This window comes from Meridianimarinicoccus sp. MJW13 (assembly GCF_014901205.1).
GTDB lineage: Bacteria > Pseudomonadota > Alphaproteobacteria > Rhodobacterales > Rhodobacteraceae > Meridianimarinicoccus.
Genome location: NZ_JACNMU010000001.1, coordinates 123503 through 139108 on the forward strand (window position 1 = coordinate 123503; position 15606 = coordinate 139108).

12 protein-coding genes are annotated in these 15606 nt (G+C 63.7%); 2 read left to right on the forward strand and 10 right to left on the reverse strand.

Going from position 1 to position 15606, the window contains the following annotated elements:
• Positions 1-532 precede the first annotated feature (532 nt).
• Positions 533-2041 carry a PepSY domain-containing protein gene (locus H8B03_RS00470; RefSeq protein ID WP_193139179.1) on the forward strand — a complete coding sequence of 503 codons (1509 nt, stop codon included), beginning with the start codon at positions 533-535 and terminating at the stop codon, positions 2039-2041.
• A 10-nt stretch (positions 2042-2051) separates the two neighbouring features.
• Here the strand turns inward: H8B03_RS00470 and H8B03_RS00475 are convergent, their stop codons facing one another.
• The 9 genes from H8B03_RS00475 to H8B03_RS00515 form a co-directional block, all read right to left on the reverse strand.
• Positions 2052-2810: a polysaccharide deacetylase family protein gene (locus H8B03_RS00475; protein ID WP_193139181.1), complete on the reverse strand. Its 759-nt coding sequence runs from the start codon at positions 2808-2810 to the stop codon at positions 2052-2054.
• Positions 2811-2812: 2 nt separating this feature from the next.
• Positions 2813-4240, reverse strand: a complete 1428-nt coding sequence (locus H8B03_RS00480) for an NAD(P)/FAD-dependent oxidoreductase (RefSeq protein WP_193139183.1) — start codon at positions 4238-4240, stop codon at positions 2813-2815.
• A gap of 87 nt (positions 4241-4327) precedes the next feature.
• A complete protein-coding gene (locus tag H8B03_RS00485; RefSeq protein WP_193139185.1) occupies positions 4328-5227 on the reverse strand; it encodes a glycosyltransferase family 2 protein in 900 nt (299 codons plus the stop codon).
• A gap of 76 nt (positions 5228-5303) precedes the next feature.
• The gene (locus H8B03_RS00490) at positions 5304-6323 is read right to left on the reverse strand and encodes a glycosyltransferase family 2 protein (protein WP_193139187.1); all 1020 of its coding nucleotides are present in this window, start codon (positions 6321-6323) and stop codon (positions 5304-5306) included.
• Positions 6324-6409: 86 nt separating this feature from the next.
• Entirely contained in the window at positions 6410-7912 is a 1503-nt protein-coding gene (locus tag H8B03_RS00495) for a hypothetical protein (protein ID WP_193139188.1), read from the reverse strand.
• 7 nt (positions 7913-7919) lie between these two features.
• Entirely contained in the window at positions 7920-8909 is a 990-nt protein-coding gene (locus tag H8B03_RS00500; protein WP_193139190.1) for a UDP-glucuronic acid decarboxylase family protein, read from the reverse strand.
• Positions 8910-9209: 300 nt separating this feature from the next.
• On the reverse strand, positions 9210-10142 hold the full coding sequence (locus tag H8B03_RS00505; RefSeq protein WP_193139192.1) for a pirin family protein: 933 nt from the start codon (positions 10140-10142) through the stop codon (positions 9210-9212).
• Between the two features lie 15 nt (positions 10143-10157).
• Complete coding sequence (locus H8B03_RS00510; protein ID WP_193139194.1) at positions 10158-10457, reverse strand: GNAT family N-acetyltransferase; 300 nt, start codon at positions 10455-10457, stop codon at positions 10158-10160.
• A gap of 98 nt (positions 10458-10555) precedes the next feature.
• Positions 10556-12004 carry an aldehyde dehydrogenase family protein gene (locus H8B03_RS00515; RefSeq protein WP_193139196.1) on the reverse strand — a complete coding sequence of 483 codons (1449 nt, stop codon included), beginning with the start codon at positions 12002-12004 and terminating at the stop codon, positions 10556-10558.
• Positions 12005-12196: 192 nt separating this feature from the next.
• On the opposite strand from H8B03_RS00515, the gene H8B03_RS00520 reads away from it, so the two are divergent.
• Positions 12197-12700: a hypothetical protein gene (locus tag H8B03_RS00520; protein ID WP_193139198.1), complete on the forward strand. Its 504-nt coding sequence runs from the start codon at positions 12197-12199 to the stop codon at positions 12698-12700.
• A gap of 4 nt (positions 12701-12704) precedes the next feature.
• Here H8B03_RS00520 and H8B03_RS00525 read toward each other — a convergent pair whose 3' ends face one another.
• Entirely contained in the window at positions 12705-15446 is a 2742-nt protein-coding gene (locus H8B03_RS00525) for an AsmA family protein (RefSeq protein ID WP_193139208.1), read from the reverse strand.
• Positions 15447-15606: the final 160 nt, after the last annotated feature.

A 15606-nucleotide genomic window follows, 5' to 3' on the forward strand; every position in this document is an offset into this window, starting at 1 on the left:
TCTCCACATACCAGAAGCGCTCCCACCATTCACACACACATTTACGCCGTCTCGCGGCCCCACGTCAGGTCGCGGGCGGACGTCGCAAATTTCCCACCTCAACGGTCTACCACGATTCCTTTCCGCGACGTTACAATAATGTTCCTGAGCATACCTTCAATTTCGGAAATAGATGAACGACGCTGCGCCATTTTGTGTCACGAATAGCGATTTCCCGGCCTTGTTGCGGGGACGATCTCTCACATGTCAGTTGGGCAAGTCGATTTTCAACATTTGCCCCAAGAATCAACGGGATGATTCGTTGCGTCTTTGCGGCAATAGTTGCGCTGGCGCTCACGTTGTATATTTGGAATATAAACTGGAACGCTGCGGCTGTCAGGATCCGTCTGGCCCTATTTCTCCCGCCCTGCCCCGAATACTGTATCCAGTTCGACGGGCAATTGGCGTCGGCAGATATCTGGCGATCGCCGCCGACAGTTAGAAATTTGTGGAATGACCTCAGGCAGATGCCGCCGTCAGGAGTATATCGTTCATGTTGTCCCGCGCCTTTCGCACGACCGTTTTCAAACTTCACGCCTGGGTTGGCCTGAACCTATCGATCCTGATGTTCCTGGTCCTGTTGTCCGGCTCGCTGCTGCTCTACGGGGTCGAGATCGAAGCGGTGATGCAGCCGCAGATGCGGACCGATTCCGCACCCCTCGAAACCCCTGCCAGTGTCGGGCAGATCTTCACGTCGGTGCGCGACGCCTATCCCGATGTGCAGATCAATTCCATCACCCCCCGCGGCGGCGGGTTTCTGGCCGACACCACCTTTGCCGTGACCCGTTGGGGGCAGCAGATCAACATCTGGACCGACCCGGTCACCGCCGAGGTTATCGGCACCACGAAGGTCAACGGGCTGCGCAGTTTCCTCCATGCCTTCCACGTCAGTTTCCTGATGAAGATGAAGCTTGGCGACCTGGCGGTGCTGTCGTTCTCGTTCATCCTGTTCGGCATGGTGGTGACCGGTCTGATCACCTATCGCCGCTTCTGGAAAGGCTTTTTCCGGGCACCGGCGGGCGCGGTCGGATCGCGTGGATGGTGGGGCGGCGTGCATCGGCTGATCGCCTTGTGGACGGCGCCGTTCCTGATCGTGGCCACGGTCTCGGCCTCGTACTTCCTGCTGGGGCATTTCGGCATTCGCCCGGCCCCCCTGAAGCCTATCCCGACCCTGGAACGCGAGACCGTGCTGCCGCCGGGACTGGACGGTGCGATGCTGGACCAGGTGGCGACACTGGCCGGCGATGCCGTCGGCGGGATGGAGGTCACACGCCTGCGCCTGCCCGGCACCAGGAAACAGCGGTTCGAAATCGAAGGGGTGACCCATCACGCGACGCTGGAAGGTGGCACGGCGCTGGTTTTCGTTGATCCCGCCAACTTGCAGGTGCTGGGCGCCTATCCCGCCGACGAGGCCGTGCCGGGGCGCAAGCTGGCCCGGATCCTGCAGTCGCTGCACTATGGCACCTGGGCCGAGGGCATTTCCCGGCCCATGTGGCTGGTGTTCGGGCTGGCCAGCAGCGCGCTGGCCCTGTCGGGTGTTCTGGTATTCGCCGCGCGGGTTGCACCGCGGCCACAGGAAACCCCGAAAGGCCCGGCCCTGCGGCGTGCCTGGCGCGGGATGCGGCCGCTGAAATGGCTGATCCTTGCGGGATTGATCGGCGCGGGCGGGCTCTACACCTATCGGTTCACCGATGTTTTCGCCCCGGAGTGGACACGCATCTACTCCCGCGTGCCGAAATCTGACGGCGAACTACGGATCTCGGGTTCGCCGCAGGCCGGCGAACCCCTGTCCCTGAAGCTGCGGCTGAATGGTAAGACCGCGACGGACGCGCAGGTGCTGTTTGACGGCAATCCGGTCGAGGGCACGCTCCGCCCCAACGACAAGGGGGCGCAGCTTCTGGCGACGGTGACGGCCACCGAAGGCCGCAACCGGGTGTCCGTGATCCTGCCGGATCGCCCGCAGGCCCCGCTGGTCTGGTTTATCGGGCGCCCGATCGACTAGGACGTCGAGGTTACATCCACGGCAGGCGTTCGCGCACCCAGCGCAGCGCCTTGCGGCGCGCAAGATAGGCCCCGCCGCGCCCGGCCAGATGCGCCTTCCAGCGTGTAATGTCCCGGAAATAGTGCATCTCGATGCGCGGAAGTTCGTGCAGGTTGTCCACCGGTCCGGCCTGCGCCAACCGCGTGCCAACACAGGTCTTGTAGATGCTGGAGGCCAGATTGATGACATGGGTATTCAACAGGCCGTAGGGCGGCGCGAAATGGTCGACCGGACGGCCCAGTTCATCCTCGATCTCGGCCTTCGAAACATTCAACTCGATCGCCAGCGTGTCATCGGTGACCATCGTCAGGTCGGAATGGGTGACGGCATGGCTGCCGAACTGGATGCCTTCCGCCGCCAACTCCTTGATCTTGGGCCAGTCCATCAGCTTGCGCGGTGTGGCGCCCGAGCCGATCCACAATTCTTCCCGTCCCACGTAGTCCGAGGGCAGATAGACGATGGCGGGAAACCCGTGCCCTTGCAGCACCGGATAGGCCGCTTCGGCAAAATCAAGAAATGCGTCGTCGAAGGTGATGATGATCGACCGCTCTGGCAGGGGCTTGCCCATGTTCCGCGCTTCGACCAGATCGTCCAGGGTGATCACCGGCAGACCGGCTTCGGCAATCGCATCCATCTGTTCGGCGAATACGTCCGGCGGAATGGTCGTCGGCCCACTGCCCTGCGAGATCGAGTGGTACATCAGAATATCAACGATCGGGGTACTGGACATCCTCAATCCTCCACAACGTGTTTGGCAAACTCGGCCCGGCGTTCCGACCAGAGTTTGCGATCAATCGACAAATCTTCGTTAACGCACTCTACCGCACCATAAGCCATTGCATAGGCATGATGCGTGTTGTCATGGGCAAACAGTCCCTGCCGCCCGAAATTCAGCACGCCGTCCAGCCCGGAAACCCAGCGATCCATCACGTCGAAATTGGCCTGATAGTCCAGATCGTAGACCGGATAGGCATGGCGCAGGCGGCGGGTTTCGCAGGATTTGACCGGCATGGTCACCGGCAGACCGAGGTCGCCGAGCCAGCCGCAGAAGGCCTCGCCCAGTTCCGCATCGGTCATGTCCCACCATTTCTCGCCAGGATCGCAGGGCAATTCAGCGCACAGCAGCGTGGTACCGCGCGGGGTGCTGGCCGAGTTGTAGTTCTTGGGCTCGGACATCCGGCTGATCGGGGTCGAAAGCTCGGGGAAGTAATGGGCGTCGTATTCGGTGAACTGGTCGGTTTCCAGCACCAGGTAGATCAGGATCATGCCGCGATAGCGGATCGCATCGGCGGCTTTCAGAACCTCGTCCGGTGCTGCCGGGGTGATGGCCCGCACCAGCGCGGTGATCGGAATGGTGGACATCACCAGGTCGGCGTCATGCCGCACCGCGTCATCGCCCTGCCCCGTGGTGATGGCGACGACCTTGTCGCCCTCCCGCACGATCCCGGAAATCGGCGTGTTCAGGGTGAAGGTCGCGCCCTTGTCCGCCGCCGCCTGGGCCATGGTTTCCGAGATCTGCCCGAAACCCTTCTTCGGATAGTAGAAGCGCCCGGTGGTCGGACTGCGCAGACCCGGAAGCATCCGCATCATCTTGCCCAGGATCTTGCCAACAGAACTGCCCGACACCCGCCGTTCGGCCAGGGTCACGGCCAGTTCGTCCGGGTCCAGCCCCCACAGTTTCTTCACGTAGGGAAAGTAGAAATTCTCGGAAATCGTCGGGCCCAGCCCGTCGTAAAGCACACTGGAAAACGTCGCGTCGCCTTCACGCGGCTTGCGGAACTTGCCCAGCACCATGTCGCGCACCAGCGAGGCCGCGAAGGGTTTGGGCAGGCGCATTAGCGCGTCGGCCAGCTTGAGCGGGAAATGGATCCAGCGCCCGCCCAGCCGGATGCGCCCGTGCCGGGGCTGCAACAGCAGATCCTCGCCCAACAGCGCCTTCACATCCGCCAAAACATGCGGATCGGCCACCGGGTGAAACCGGTGCGAGCCGTGGTCGCACCAGATGTCCTCGATCTGAAAGGACGCCGAGTTGCCGCCCAGTCGCGGGGCGGCATCCAGAACCTCGACCCCCGCCGGATGCGGGCCGTTGCGGTTCAATGCAAAGGCCGCCGCAATCCCCGCCGGGCCGCCCCCCAGCACCTTGATCCTGTTCTCAGCCATTTCGTCGGCCTCCGAGCCTTTGGCGCAATGCGCCGAACCTATGCGCGGACGCAGCCCCCTGCGGGGCGCATCCCATGACTGAACCCATCAGGGTCGAAGATGCAGACGCGAGATCATGTCGGCGATCAGACCCAGCGACCAGACCATGATCGCCGCCAGAAAGGCAAAGACCGCCGTTTCACTCAGGTTCCATTGGGTCAGATCGTAGAGCGACTTGAAGAACCCCAGCAAGAACAGCACCAGCCCTACCGGCAGGAACACCCGCAGCGGATTGAACAGCGTGATCATCCGCAGGATCAGAATGATGAAGTTCAGGAAATCGATGGGTTTGATCTTTGATTTGCCCACCCGTTTTCCGTATTCGATGGGCGTGTAGATCATCCGCTTGCCGTTGCAGGCCATGCACAAAGTGATCGTCGTGGTGAACGAGAAATTCTGCGGCAGCAGCGGCAGGAAGGGGATCAACTCTTTGGTGCGGAACACCCGCAGGCCCGAGTTGATGTCGTTGAGCTTGCGCTGCGCCATGAAGGACGCCAGCCAGTTGAGGAATTTCTTCGCCGGGCGTCGCACCATCGGCACGTTCTTCATCGCCGCGCCGCGATCACCGACCACCATGTCCTGCTGGCGGCACATTTCAAGCATCGCGGGCAGGTAGCGTGCCGGATAGGTGCCATCGGCATCCATGATGGCGATGTATTCGAACTGCGCCATCTTCACGCCACGCTTCAGCGTGGCGCCATAGCCGGAATTGGCATCGTTCCACGTCACCGTCGCGCCCGAGGCAACAGCCTCTTCCCGGGTGCGATCTTCCGAGCCGTCGTCGACGACGATGATCTCATAGTCGATGCCTGTGGGATCCAGCGCCGAGCGCACATCCTCGACCGTCGCACGGACGGCATTTTCTTCATTGAAGGCCGGGATCACGACGCTCAACGCCATCCCGTCCAGGCCTGTCTCCGGCGCCATCGCCTTGTCCATTCCGTCCATGTTCCCGGTTCCCGTCGTGCCCGTTCTGGGCTTACTCGTCATGACATTTCATCCATGGTCCCATTGACTCGAGGGATCACGGCACATGCAGTCGTCCCTTGCGGCCCAACACGTGATATTCGAACAGGCACCACGCGTAGGCGGCGCTGGAATAGACGTAGTAGAGCTGGTGATACAGAAAGGCCTTCACCGCGAAGACCGGCCCGCCGTTGGCCTTCATGAAGGCGATCAGGTCGCGGTTCAACCAGGCGGCCAGCCCCAGCAAGAGCAGCGTCAGCCACAACATGTCGCCGTCGAACGGCAGGGCCAGCAATGACAGCAGCAGCAGGCCGGCAACCACGGCCTTGAACCGCTCCGACAGGCTGACGTTCAACTCGTTCACCAGCCCGCCGCGATTGATCATCAGGCGCGACCACGGCAGGGCGCGGCGGAAGATATCGGTAAAGATGCCATTGCGCAGGGTCCAAACCTTCAGATGCTTGCCTTGCAGGCGCGGCAGAACCAGGATCCTGCCCCCGGCCCGCGCGATCCGGTCGCCCAGTTCGATATCCTCGATCGAGGGCACCTTGTAGGTCGTCACGTCGAAGCCGCCCACATCGCGAAACACATCCGCCCGGATGGCGCCGCAACCGGCCCACCAGGTCGTGACCTCTTGCCCGGTGTGCTGGTGATAGTAGCGATGCATCAGGTTCTTGTAGCGCGAATACCACGGCTTGCCCTCGGGCGTGGTGTCATAGGAACCGAACACCGCATGCACCGTAGGGTCGGCAAATGCCTCTTGCAGCAGGGCCGCGCCGCCGGGCCAGGCGATCACGTCGCTGTCCACGAACCACAGGATATCGGCATCGGTGTTTTGCGCCGCCAGGTTGCGCGCCGCCCCCGGCCCGCCGTTCACCGGGGTGACCAGAACCCGCGCGCCCATTTTTTCGGCCAGAGCCCGGGTGCCATCGGGGCTTTGATCGTCCACGACCAGGACCTCGTCCACCTCACCGGCCGCCTGCATCTGCAACAGCGGCGTCAGCACCTTGGGCAGCAGGTGTTCGGCCTTGTAGGCCGGCATCACAACACAAATCTTCAACACACGCGGTTCAGCCATCAACAGGGATTCCGGAATTTCCGTATGAGCACCAATTATCGACCCAAGGTAAAGAAAAAGCGAGGAAATGGGGTTGCTTCATATTATCACTCTTTGAACCGCGCCCGATCCAGCCATGCAAACCGAACCAGCGACAGCAGCGCCGCCAGATAGGGCAGCAGCCAGATCACCCGCGCCCCATAGCGTGCCGCCGGTTGCGAAACCCCGCCACAGACGAAAGCATTGACCAGGATACCCAGGAACACCATCACCACCAGCACAAGGATCGGGGCCGTGAAGGGCGCCGGGCGCAGCAGGTGATAGACGATCACCAGCAAAGACAGGGCATAGACGACCTCGTGCACCCGTTCGACCGCGGGCAGCCAGCTCTTGTCGGCCGAGAGGGTGCCGTGCACGAAGAGGGTCACGATATCCCCGCCATAGCCATGGGCGCGGGTGATGATGTCGTCATGCGGCAGGGTCATCCACACGCTGAACCCCATTGCTTGCAACCATGTGTTCTGCAGGAAGGCATAGCTTGTGCCCAGCGGATCGTTCAGCAGCACCCGGAAGAAGAAGGGGATCTGATCCTCGGCCACCGCCCGCTGATCTTCCGGCGTCATCAGCAGGAACGACCCCAGCCGCGGTGATTCTTCCAGCAGGATGTGCGAGGCGGTCAGCCGGTACGGGTCATCGGACCATTGCAGCGCCTCGTACAGCGCGCAGGTCGGGATGCTCTCGTCCGGGCAGGTGCGTTCCATGAAGCGGTAGGCCGGGCCGTCCTCGATCAGGCGCACGGTGATGAAGGGCTTGTAGACGACCTTTTCGTTGGTGACTTCCTGAACCCCGATGGTGAAGGCGCTTTTCTCGGCAACGCCCAGCACCAGCATGATCCCCACCAGCAGCGGAGCCAGCCACCAGCGGCGCAGGTCCACCACCAGCGCGCCCAGGGCCGACAGTGGCAGCAGCAGCGCAAGAATCGGCAGGTGCGAAATATGAAACACGCCCGCCATCGTGCCGATGGCCAGCGCCAGAAGGATCTCGCCCCAGCGCATCTGTCGGGCATAGCCGGTCAACAGTGCCACAACCAGCAGCAACAGCGGCGTCAGGATATCGGGCATCAGGAAAGCGACGTAGAACGGCAGCGACGAAACCGCCGCCACGATGATCGGGAAAGACGCCGCGAACGGCAGGTTCAGACCATACCCATGGACACGCGACACCACCCGCACCACCAGAGTGGACGTCAGCAGCACCAGAAACGCGTTGACCAGCGGCACCAGTTTCAGCGATGCAAAGCCCGCGAAGATGGCCAGCACCAGCGAGTACCAGACCGAATGTGACCCATCGATGCCGGCCTTCTCGGTGCCGCCGGCCCCGCCCAGACCGCCGCCGGCCCCGCCGGCCCCCGATGCTGCCGGGTCCAGAACCCCCAGCATCTTCAGCACGTTGGTGCCCTTCAGATAATAGCCAACGGAGTCGAAGTAGAACAACGGCAGCGTGTTCAGCACCGCCACATACAGGCAGCAGATCAGGGCGACCGCGTACCAGAGGTAGGACAGCAGCCCTTCGCCGGAATGTGCGGTGCTATGCAGGTCACGGCTGGTCATTGGCGGATCAGTTCTGCTTGGCGGTTTTCAGACCGGGCTGGGCCTCCAGCCGCGCCCAGTTGTCCCGGAAATAGGCCACGGTGGCGGCCAGCCCGTCGTCCAGCTTGACTTTCGGTGCCCAGCCCAGCTTGGTCTTGGCCAGCGTGATATCGGGCTGGCGCTGCATCGGGTCATCGCTGGGCAAAGGCTCGAACACGATCTTCGAGCCGGTGCCGGTCATCGCCACCACTTTCTCGGCCAGTTCGCGAATCGTCATTTCGCTGGGATTGCCCAGGTTCACTGGTCCGGTGAACTCATCGGGCGAGGCCATCAGCGCCATCAGACCGTCGATCAGGTCGGACACGAAGCAGAAGGATCGCGTCTGATCACCCTCGCCGTAGATCGTGATGTTGCGCCCTTCCAGGGCCTGCATGATGAAGTTCGACACCACGCGGCCATCCTGCGGATGCATCCGCGGCCCGTAGGTGTTGAAGATGCGGGCCACCTTGATACGCAGGTTGTGCTGGCGTTTGTAGTCGAAGAACAGCGTCTCGGCACAGCGCTTACCCTCGTCATAGCACGAGCGGAAGCCGATGGGGTTCACGTTGCCCCAGTAATCCTCGGTCTGCGGGTGGATGGTCGGATCGCCGTACACCTCGGAGGTCGAGGCCTGAAGGATCTTCGCCCCGACCCGCTTGGCCAGCCCCAGCATATTGATCGCCCCATGCACCGATGTCTTGGTCGTCTGCACCGGATCGTGCTGGTAGTGCACCGGCGAGGCCGGACAGGCGAGGTTATAGATCTCGTCCACCTCGACAAACAGCGGGAAGGTCACGTCATGGCGCATCAGTTCGAATCCCGGTTCGGACAGAAGATGCGCCACATTGGCCCGACGGCCGGTAAAATAATTGTCGACGCAGAGCACCTCGTGCCCCTGCTTCAATAGCTTTTCGCAAAGATGCGAGCCCAGAAAACCCGCGCCTCCCGTGACGAGAATACGTTTGGGAGTTGATCTCATGCTTTCACCCCACCTCTGGCGGCCACCCGCAGATGTTCCGGCAGATCGGGGGCTGGAACACTACAAACCGGTCAAACCCGGACGGACGGGAACGCTGCCCGCCTGCCCGCACGGCCCTGAAAGGAACCGCACCGACCTGACCCCCTTCGCCGTCAGCCCCCTGCGCAACGAAGGTCCCCCGCCGCGCGCCCGAAACCCGGAATGACGCGGCGGAATGATTTAGCTATAACAGCACCTTCGCACGGCTCAAAGTGGGCAGGCAAATTATCCTTACGCCGCTGGCAAGGGTATCCTGTCGCATCAGGGGGCGGGGATGAACTCGGCGTCGTCGCCGGGCGGCAGTTGGAATCGGCCATGGGCCCAGTCGCCCTCTTTCCACGCGGCTTTCGCAGCCTCGATCTTCTCGCGCGAAGAGGCCACGAAGTTCCACCAGATGTAGCGCGGGCCGTTCAGGGTCTCGCCGCCCAGCAGCATCAGGCGTGCCCCCTGTGCACCCGCCCGGATCGTGATGGCATCGCCGGGGCGAAACACCATCATCCGGCCCGCGTCATGGGTCTGACCGGCGATCTGGACGCTGCCTTCCAGCACGTAAAGGCCGCGATCTTCATGGTTGTCGGGCAGCGGCAGGGCTGAACCGGGCTGCAGCACCGCATCGGCGTAGAACATCTCGGAAAAGGTCGTCACCGGAGCCCGTTCCCCCCAGGCGTTGCCAAGAATCAGGCGCACCTGCTTGCCTTCGCCGTCCAGCAGCGGCAGCGCTTCCTGCTTCTGGTGTTCGAATTTCGCGTCGCTGTCCTCGGCCTCTTCGGGCAGGGCCACCCAGGTCTGGATGCCCGACAGGCTGGACGGCTGCGCGCGGGTCTGGGCGCTGGTGCGTTCCGAATGGGTCACGCCGTTGCCCGCCACCATCCAGTTCACCTCGCCGGGATAGATCATCTGGTTGGTGCCCAGCGAATCACGGTGCTGGAATTCGCCCTTCAGAAGATAGGTCACCGTGGCCAACCCGATATGCGGATGCGGTCGCACGTCGATGCCCTGACCCGACAGGAATTCTACCGGTCCCATCTGGTCGAAGAAGATGAACGGGCCGACCATCTGCCGCCGGGGCGCGGGCAAGGCGCGGCGCACCTCGAAATCGCCGATGTCGCGGGCACGCGGGATGATCAGGGTCTCGATCGAATCTTCTCGGCCGGCTTCGGGGCATTGCGGCTCGATGGCGGGGTTCCAGCTCATGGTCGTTCTCCTTGCTCAGGCCAGCACATCGGCCCAGTCGGAATGCTTGCGGAATTGCGCGGCGGCGAAGGGGCACAGCGGGGTGATCTTCAGTCCCGCCGCCCGCGCCTCGGCCACCGCATGGGCCACCAGCGCCACCCCGACCCCCTGCCCGCGATAGGCATCGGGCACCTCGGTGTGGTCGAGGATGATCTGATGCGCACCCAGCTTGGACCAGGTCAGTTCGGCCTCGGGCTGATCGGGACCGCTGCGATAGCTGTAGCGGCCCTTGCTGTCGGTCTCGTGAACATGGATGTCCTTGGGGTCGATCTGCATGCCGGGGCTCCTTTGATGATGGGACAAAGATAGCGGCAGGATCTGCGCAGGGTAGAGCGAAGACTCCACCGCCGCTGTTCACCGACGCACAGTGGCCTCTAGTCGTCGTGGAAGGCCGCGCCCGAGATCGACTTCACTGCCTGATACCCGCGAATGCCCCACAAGCCGGCCTCGCGGCCAACGCCCGAGGATTTCCGCCCCCCGAAGGGCGCGCCCGCGGCCCGCGACTGGCCGTTGACCTGGACCATCCCGACCTGAAGCGCCCGCGCCACGCGATCGGCCCGTTCGGGGCTGCCGGTCTGAAGATAGCCCGCCAGTCCGAAGTCCGAATTGTTGGCCAGTGCAATCGCCTCGGCCTCGTCGTCAAAAGGCGTCATCGTCAGCACCGGGCCGAAGATCTCTTCCTGAAAGATGCGCATTTGCGGCGTCACATCGGCAAACACCGTGGGACGGGCATAAAACCCCCCGTCCAGACCGGCGGGCAATCCTTCGCCCCCGGCAATGCACCGTGCACCTTCGGACCGGCCAAGCGCGATGTAGGATTGCACCCGCTGCCACTGGGCCGCGCTGACCAGCGGGCCGATATGGGCGCCGTTGGCATCGGGGCGGCCAACATCGGTGTCACGAGCGGCCTCGGCGGCCAGAGCGACCGCCTGGTCGTAGACCGACCGTTCCACCAGCATCCGCGAGGCCGCGTTGCAGGATTGCCCGGCGTTGCGCATGCAATGGGCCATCCCCTGCTGGATCGCCACCGGCAGATCGCAATCGGCAAACAGCAGGTTGGGCGATTTCCCCCCCAGTTCCAGGATCGTGCGCTTGAACCCCGGCGCGGCGGCGGCGGCAATGGCCTGCCCGGCACCCGTGGACCCGGTGAAGGACACCACGCGAATGGCGTGCGCGCCCACCAGCGCGGCGCCGGATTCGGCCCCGCCCAGAACAAGGTTGAACACCCCCGGCGGTGTGCCCGCCTCGGCCATGCATTCGGCAAACAGAACCCCCGTGCGCGACGACAGTTCCGAAGGTTTCAGCACCATCGGACATCCGGCCAGAAGGGCAGCCCCCACTTTCAGCACCACCTGGTTCAATGGCCAGTTCCACGGCGTGATCAGTGCGGCCGGACCCAGGGCCTCATAGCGCACCCGATGTTCGGGGCTGTCGGGGGCAACGGCCTGGTCGTCGCTTGCGGCGTCTGCGGCGGCCAGGGTGGCCTGCAGATGTCCCAGTGCCGCGCCGACCTGCTGCTTTCGGGCGAAGTCTACCGGCGCGCCGATCTCGTCCGAAATCAGGGCGGTGAAATCCCCCTCGCGCCGGGCCACGGCCTCCAGCAGGCGGCGCATCAGGTCCAGCCGGGCGGGCTTGGGCGACCCTTCCCAGCCACTGGCGGCGGCGGCGGCCACGGCACGGGCCACGTCGTCGCGGGTGGACACCGGCATCGGCGCCCGCGCCTGCCCGGTTGCCGGATCGCATTGGGCGATGGCAGGCATGCCTTCCGGTACGCTCCAGTCTCCGCCGATGTACTGCCGGAAATCCGGCGTTGCCCCTGTCACGTCCTATGCCCCTTGCCCGCCATGAAACGCCCACGCGACCCCGGCGCACCGCGGGTCAGCAGCACAGCTATACAGGGACCGGCGGGAAGGAGCCACCACCCGTGAACATGGCCCAAGGGATCAAACGGCCCCAAGACAGGTTGCGCCAAAGCGCCTAGACTGGGCGGAAACTCCCCCTGCCCCGGAGGCCCGATGTTCCGCATTCCCATCGCCCTTGGCCTAGCCGCCTGCAGCACGCTCGCAGCGGCCCAACCATACGAGCATTGGTCCGACAACGGCGCGTGGCAGATCCTTGTCGATCCGGCGAGGGGACCGGCCTGTCTGGCGCAAAAGACCTTCGATGATGGCACGCTGGTGCAGCTTGGTGCCGTGCCGGTGCAGGAGGGCGGGTTTTTCGCCGCCTACAACCCGGCCTGGACCGATATCAAGGCAGGCGACGAGGGCACGCTGACCTTCGACTTCGGGGATGCGCGATTTGCCGGGGAGGTTGTTGGCCAGATCCATGACGGCACCCCCGGCGGCTATGCCTTCTTCGACAATCCCGCCTTCCTGACCGAATTCGCCAAGCGGCAGGAGGTGACAGTTTCCGGCGAGGGCGGTCATCGCATCCGCCTGGATCTGACCGGCACCAGCAAGACCATCGACGCGGTGCTGGCGTGCCAGAAGGCACAGCCCGCGCCGCATCTGGCGAAATAGGCCCCTACTGCAACTGGTAGATGTCCGGCACGCAGGGCTTGCGGTCGGCGGGCATCTTGTCGGCGCCATCGGCGCGCCGGCTGCGCGCTCCGCCGGCCTGCAGGTTGACCTGCGGATCGGTCAGCTTGCCGGTCACATCGATGGGCCAGGCACTGCGATCCAGCGGCTTGCCCACCGGGCGCGGTTCGGCCCGCACCGAAATCGTGTTGCGAAGCCAGTCGATGCTGCCCCTGGCAACCACCTGCACCCGCGTCGTCTCGGCCACCAGCCGGTCCGAGGACACGCGGCCCGCATCGATGCGCAACGGTGCGCGGACGCAGACGATCCTGGTGGCGCTGTGCCGCAATTCCGGCGAAAACAGCCAGGGCACAACACCCAGACCCGCCAGTTCCAGCAGGCTGGTGGCGATGTGCCCCTCGGCCATCGAGATCGTGGCGCTGCCCCGCATCGTGTTCAGGAAGGTGTCAAGCGAACTGATGTTGCCGCGCAGGTTCAGCGGTCCGCCAAGGGTGCCATCGGCATCCAGTTTCACCCCGGCCACCGAGAGAAGATGTTGGAGGTCCCAGCCACGCGTGCTGCCCGACACCGACAAGTACTTCGGCGCGTTCACCAGATCCGAGGCAAGGTCGAGGTTGAAGTATCCCCCGCCATAGGACACCTCAAGCGGGCCAAGGCTGGCCTGACCCTTGCGTGCTTTCAGGGTGCTGGATACCGAGGACACCCCCCGCTGGCCGGTGATCTTGCGAATGTCCACGGCGATGTCGACATCGGCTTCGGTCAACAGGGTTTCGGGGTCCAGAAGGTTTGGCGCGTCCCTGTCGGGCAGCACCAGCGGCTGCACGTTGGCGTCGTCTTTCGGCAGGACCAGTGGCTGCACCGCGTTGTCATCCTTGGGCAGAACCAGCGGTTGCACCTTGGGCTTGCGGTCCTTCTTGATAAGGGTGACCAACTCGACGACCGCCGCCAGCGTGTCCTGAAATGTGTCGATGCGGACAAGATCGCTGTGCAGGGATCCGCGCACCACCGGAACATGCCGCGCGATGCTGGTGTCAAGCATCGCCTTCAGATGCGAGTTGCCATTGGCCAGCCCCAAGGTGCTGGTGAAGGCCGTCCCGTTGCCCTTTACGCTGGCGGTCAGATCCAGCGCCCCGGCGTCGATCACCTTCAGATCCAGCGCGGACAGCAGCCGCGCCGTATCGGCCACTGACAGATCCATGTCGACGTCGATGCCTTCCAGATCCGTCACATCGCCCAACCGGGCCGACAGGGTCATATCCCACAGATCGGTGCCCGAGGTCTGCGCCTTCAACTCGGACAGGCTGAGATCGCCTGCGGTGTCGTCGATCTTGAACACCGCCTCGACCCGGCCCATCAAGCCTGCCTGAACTGGAGTGAGATCGGGCAGCAGCAGCGTCGCCGCGCCGGCCAGCTTGCCGTGAAAGGCAAGGTCATCCAGTTGCAGCACGTCATGGATATAGCCGCTGGCATCAAGGATCGGCGCATCAACCGGACCGGCCTTCAGCGAGATGCCATCCATGGCCAGCCGCCCATCGGGCGTTCTGTAGATCTTTTCGATCCGGGCGGGACCAAGTCGTTCCAGCCCGTTGTCAAAAGCGTTGGTCTGGAATTCGAGATTGCGCACTTCGAAGTCTTGGCCTTGCCCGACGATATGCGCCTCGAACCCGGCCAGCCTGATATCCCGGACCAGCCCTGCGGGCGGGGGCGGGCGTTTTTCCGGATGCAGACGCCCCGCAATCACCAGATCCAGACCCTGCCCGCGTGCCAGATCCGCGATACTGCCCGTCGCGGTCAGCATCTGCCCTTCCGAAAAATCGATGCTGGCGGCAAGGTTGGCGACCTTCACGTGTCCGGCCTGGCTTTCCACATCGGCCGACAGCTTGCCGTCGCCCTCCAGCACGCGCTGCAGCTTCAGCACTTCCAGAAGATCGCCAATGTCGCCGGTCTTCAGATCGAAGGTCGCGCGAAACCCGCCCCCCGCCGCGGCGGGCATCGGCTGGCCGTCAAAGGACATGGTCAGATCGCCGAAGGTCGCCGCCGTGGTGAAGGGCGCGCCTTGCGGATAGTTGCCCGAAATCCCGAAGGTGTGGCCGTTGATAAGACCCTTGCTGCTCAACCCGACCCGGCGGCCTCCGTCCAGTTGTGCCAGTGACAGGGTGTCGAGATCGAAGTCGAAGCTGAACCCGGAATTCGCATCGTCGACCTTCAACCCGACCGAGGTGAACAGGGCCGTGCGCCCACTCAGGAACGACAGGATACCCTTGCCGTCCCTGGAGTTGACCGGGGTGCCGGACGTGTCCAATTGCCTGGCCTTGTCAGCCAGATCTGCAGCCGATGGGGTCCAGCTTGTCGTGCCGTCCGCTTGCGTCAACAGGTTGATCTGGGCGCCCTTCACAACCAGATTGTCCAGACCTGGCTGCCCCCGCGCCATGGCGATGAGATCAAGGTCGAACTCCATCAGGTCAAGCCGCGCAAGGTTGATGCCCGTGATGTTCTGGCTCGGGATTTCGACCCCGGCCAGATAGAAGTGGCTCGTGGGGGCCAGCAGGACACGCACGTCCTTTGTGACCACAAGAGGCTGGCCGATCGCGATGCTCAACCGGTCTTCGACAAACGCCCGGCGCTGGGGCGAGAACAGCGCGGATTCCAGCAGCAGCCATCCCAGCGCCGACAGCAGGACAAGAAAGCCCAGAAGCCCCAGACCGAGGCGCGGCAACAGTCTTCGCATGGCCCTCCCCGTCTGTGTTCGGACAGCTGACATACAGGACATATAATCCCGCAATGGACCGCGCCACAGAAACACGCCGGCCCAGGGGCCACACGTCAGCGCATCTTGCCTTGGGTACGCCCAAAAGGCAGGCGGCGCCCCGAAACCTCGGGACGCCGCC

Excerpts from the sequence above, each read along its gene's own strand:
- H8B03_RS00475 (WP_193139181.1), bottom strand. The coding sequence starts at position 2,810 with ATGTCCAGTACCCCGATCGTTGATATTCTGATGTACCACTCGATCTCG.
- H8B03_RS00480 (WP_193139183.1), bottom strand. The coding sequence starts at position 4,240 with ATGGCTGAGAACAGGATCAAGGTGCTGGGGGGCGGCCCGGCGGGGATT.
- H8B03_RS00510 (WP_193139194.1), bottom strand. The coding sequence starts at position 10,457 with ATGCAGATCGACCCCAAGGACATCCATGTTCACGAGACCGACAGCAAG.
- H8B03_RS00505 (WP_193139192.1), bottom strand. The coding sequence starts at position 10,142 with ATGAGCTGGAACCCCGCCATCGAGCCGCAATGCCCCGAAGCCGGCCGA.
- H8B03_RS00495 (WP_193139188.1), bottom strand. The coding sequence starts at position 7,912 with ATGACCAGCCGTGACCTGCATAGCACCGCACATTCCGGCGAAGGGCTG.
- H8B03_RS00520 (WP_193139198.1), top strand. The coding sequence starts at position 12,197 with ATGTTCCGCATTCCCATCGCCCTTGGCCTAGCCGCCTGCAGCACGCTC.
- H8B03_RS00470 (WP_193139179.1), top strand. The coding sequence starts at position 533 with ATGTTGTCCCGCGCCTTTCGCACGACCGTTTTCAAACTTCACGCCTGG.
- H8B03_RS00525 (WP_193139208.1), bottom strand. The coding sequence starts at position 15,446 with ATGCGAAGACTGTTGCCGCGCCTCGGTCTGGGGCTTCTGGGCTTTCTT.
- H8B03_RS00500 (WP_193139190.1), bottom strand. The coding sequence starts at position 8,909 with ATGAGATCAACTCCCAAACGTATTCTCGTCACGGGAGGCGCGGGTTTT.
- H8B03_RS00490 (WP_193139187.1), bottom strand. The coding sequence starts at position 6,323 with ATGGCTGAACCGCGTGTGTTGAAGATTTGTGTTGTGATGCCGGCCTAC.
- H8B03_RS00485 (WP_193139185.1), bottom strand. The coding sequence starts at position 5,227 with ATGGACGGAATGGACAAGGCGATGGCGCCGGAGACAGGCCTGGACGGG.